General features: G+C 66.7%; 1 protein-coding gene. It reads left to right on the forward strand.

Annotation, left to right across the window (positions count from 1 at the left end; all coding sequences use genetic code 11):
• A partial coding sequence (locus tag ACLEJW_RS23095; RefSeq protein ID WP_440778313.1) for a condensation domain-containing protein occupies positions 1–3582 on the forward strand: 3582 nt, incomplete at both ends.

Raw genomic sequence — 3582 nt, forward strand, 5'->3', positions numbered from 1 at the left:
TGCCGATGGCGCCAGCGGCAAGCAACTGGTGGCCTATCTGGTACCGGAGCCGACCTCGCTGGCGCGTGCCGAAAGCGAAATACAAGGCGGCTACCTGCAAGGGGTCAAGGCGCAATTGCAGGAGGTGCTGCCCGATTACATGGTGCCTGCGCAATGGGTCCTGCTCGAGCAGATGCCGCTGTCGCCCAATGGCAAGCTCGACCGCAAGGCCCTGCCCAAGCCCGATCCGGCACAAGCGCGCAGCGACTATGCCGCGCCGGGCAATGCGCTGGAACAGCGCCTGGCGCTGATCTGGCAGGAGGTGCTGCGTCTGCAGCAGATCGGCGTGGACGACAACTTCTTCGAGCTGGGCGGGGATTCGATCATCTCCATCCAGATCGTCAGCAGGGCACGCCAGGCCGGGATCCGCTTCGCCCCGCGTGACTTGTTCCAGCACCAGAGCATTCGGCGCCTGGCCACGGTGGCGCAACTGAGCGAGACCCTGCTGATCGACCAAGGGCCGGTGAGCGGTGAAGCGCCGCTGCTGCCCATCCAGCAAACCTTCTTTGCCAGCCAGATCCCCAACCGCCAGCACTGGAACCAGTCGCTGCTGCTGGCGCCGATCGAGCCGCTGAACGCGCAATTGCTGAGCCAAGCACTGGACGTGCTGCTGCAGCACCATGACGCCCTGCGCCTGAACTATGCGCAGGTCGACGGTGCCTGGGTACAGAGCTACCAACACCCGCCTCGTGCCGATGGGCTGATCTGGCACCAGCGGTTGCTCAGCCTCGATGACCTGCCTGCCTACTGCACCGAGGTTCAGCGCAGCCTCGACCTGGCGGCCGGCCCGCTGCTGCGCCTGGCCTTGATGACCCTGCCCGATGGCACCCAGCGCATGCTGTTGGCAGTTCATCACCTGGTCATCGACGGTGTTTCCTGGCGCATCCTGTTGCAAGACCTGCAGGCGGTCTACCGGCAGCTGCAGGCGCAGCAAACGCCGCAGCTACCGGCCAAGACCACCTCGTACAAGGCCTGGGGCGAGCGCCTGGGCGAACATGCCCGTTCTGCGCCCATGGCGGCACAGCTTGGCTATTGGCAACGGTTGCTCGCTGGCGCGCCGCAGGATTTACCGCGCGACAATCCGCACGGTGCGCTGGATAACCAGCACGCGCGCAGCGTGACCACCCGGCTTGACGCCACCCGTACCCGGCAACTGCTGCAGGACGCGCCGGCAGCCTATCGCACCCAGGTCAACGACCTGCTGCTGACCGCACTGGCCCAGGTCGTGTGTGCCTGGAGCGGCGAATCGTCCGCCTTGGTGCAGCTGGAGGGGCATGGTCGCGAGGACCTGTTCAGCGACATCGACCTGTCGCGCACGGTAGGCTGGTTCACCAGCATGTTCCCCGTGCGCCTGACCCCGGCAGACGACCTGGCCAGCGCCATCAAAGGTATCAAGGAGCAATTGCGCGCCACGCCGGACAAGGGCCTGGGCCATGGGCTGCTGCGGCACCTGGGCAGTGCCGAGGCCCGTGCGGCGTTGAGCGCCTTGCCGCAGCCGCGCATCACCTTCAACTACCTGGGCCAATTCGATGGCGACTTCGCCGAGGACGCATTGTGGGTGCCGGCCAATGAAGGGCGCGGCGCCGGGCAGGATCCGCAGGCGCCGCTGGGCAACTGGCTAAGTGTCGATGGCCAGGTGTTCGGCGGCGAACTGAGCCTGAACTGGACCTTTAGCGGCGAGGTCTACGCCGAGGCGACCATCACTCGTCTGGCCGAGGCCTACCAGCATGCCCTGGAGGCGCTGATAAGACACTGCCTGGTGCACGACAACGCCGGGCTGACCCCAAGCGATGTGCCGCTGGCCGGGCTGGACCAGGCGCAGCTCGATGCCCTGGCGTTGCCCACCCGGACCATCGCCCAGATCTACCCGCTTTCGCCCATGCAGCAAGGCATGCTGTTCCACAGCCTTTACGAAGCCAACCGCCGCACCTACGTCAACCAGATGCGCGTGGATATTCGGGGCCTTGACGTCGAGCGCTTCGCCAGTGCCTGGCAGCAGGCGGTCGATCGCCACGAACTGCTGCGCGCGGGTTTCCTCTGGGAGGCCGGGCTTGGCGCGCCGCGCCAGGTGATCCACCGGCACGCCAGTGTGCAGATCGTGGTCGAGGAGGGCGCCCAGTGGGCGGCCGATCAGCTTGACCAGCGCGCCCTCGAGGAGCTGGACCGCGGTTTCGACCTGGCCTGCCCACCTCTGTTGCGTCTGTGCCTGCTGCGCAATGGCGCCGACAGCTATCACCTGATCTACACCAGTCACCACATTCTCATGGACGGCTGGAGCAACTCGCGCCTGCTCGGTGAGGTCCTGCAAAGCTACGCGGGCCATGCCGTCGCGGCGCCGCAAGGGCGCTACCAGGATTATCTGGCCTGGCTGCAAGACCAGGACCAGGCGGCCAGCGAGCGCTTCTGGCAGGCGCAGCTGGCGCCGCTGGAGGAGCCGACCCGACTGGCCCTGGCATGCGTGCGTAGCGCTGCGGCCGAGCCTGGGCAAGCGCTGCACAGTGCGCGGCTGAACGTCGAACAGACCCGCCGCCTGCAGGCCTTCGCCCGGCAACAGCAGGTCACCCTCAACACCCTGGTGCAGTCGGCCTGGCTGCTGCTGCTGCACCGTTACACCGGCCAGCGCAGCGTGGCTTTCGGCGCCACTGTGTCCGGGCGCCCGGTGGAACTGCCGGGTATCGAGGAGCAACTGGGCCTGTTCATCAACAGCTTGCCGGTGATCGCCACGCCTGAGGGCGCGCTCAGCGTCGCCCAGTGGGCTCAGTCGGTACAGGCGCAGAACCTGGCCTTGCGCGACCACGAACACACGCCGTTGGCTGAAGTGCAGCGCCTGGCCGGGCGCAATGGCGAGGCGCTGTTCGACACGCTGCTGGTGTTCGAGAACTATCCGGTGTCCGAGGCGCTGCAAGCCGCTCCAGGCGGGCTTGGCTTCAGCAATCTGGCCTACAGCGAACAAAGCGGCTACGCGCTGACGTTGATCGCCCAGGTTGGCGAGGAGCTGGAGCTGGCCTTCCACTACCTGAGCCAGCACTTCGCCGAGTCGACCATTGGCCGTATCGCGGGGCAACTGACCCAGTTGCTGCTGCAATTCATGGCGCAGCCGCATCGTCCACTGGGCGAGTTGTCGTTGCTGGAGGCGGATGATCGCCAGCAAGTGGTCGAGCAGTGGAATGCCACCCAGCGCGAATACCCCGGCACGCCGTATGTGCACCAGTTGTTCGAACAGCAAGCCAGACGCCAGCCGCAGGCACCGGCACTGACCTTCGCCGAGCGCACCCTGAGCTACGCCGAGCTCAACGCCGAGGCCAACCGCCTGGCCGCGCATTTGCGTGGCCTGGGCGTAGGGCCGGACGTGCTGGTCGGCATCGCCGCCGAGCGTTCGCTGCAGATGGTGATCGGCCTGCTGGCGATCCTCAAGGCTGGCGGCGCCTATGTGCCGCTGGATCCGGAGTACCCGCAGGAGCGTCTGGCCTACATGTTCGACGACAGCGGCATCGCCCTGCTGCTGACCCAGTCGCACCTGCGCCCAGGCCTGCCGATCCCTGA

Origin of the sequence: Pseudomonas sp. SMSB3 (assembly GCF_052041965.1) — a bacterium.
Taxonomy (GTDB): Bacteria; Pseudomonadota; Gammaproteobacteria; order Pseudomonadales; family Pseudomonadaceae; genus Aquipseudomonas.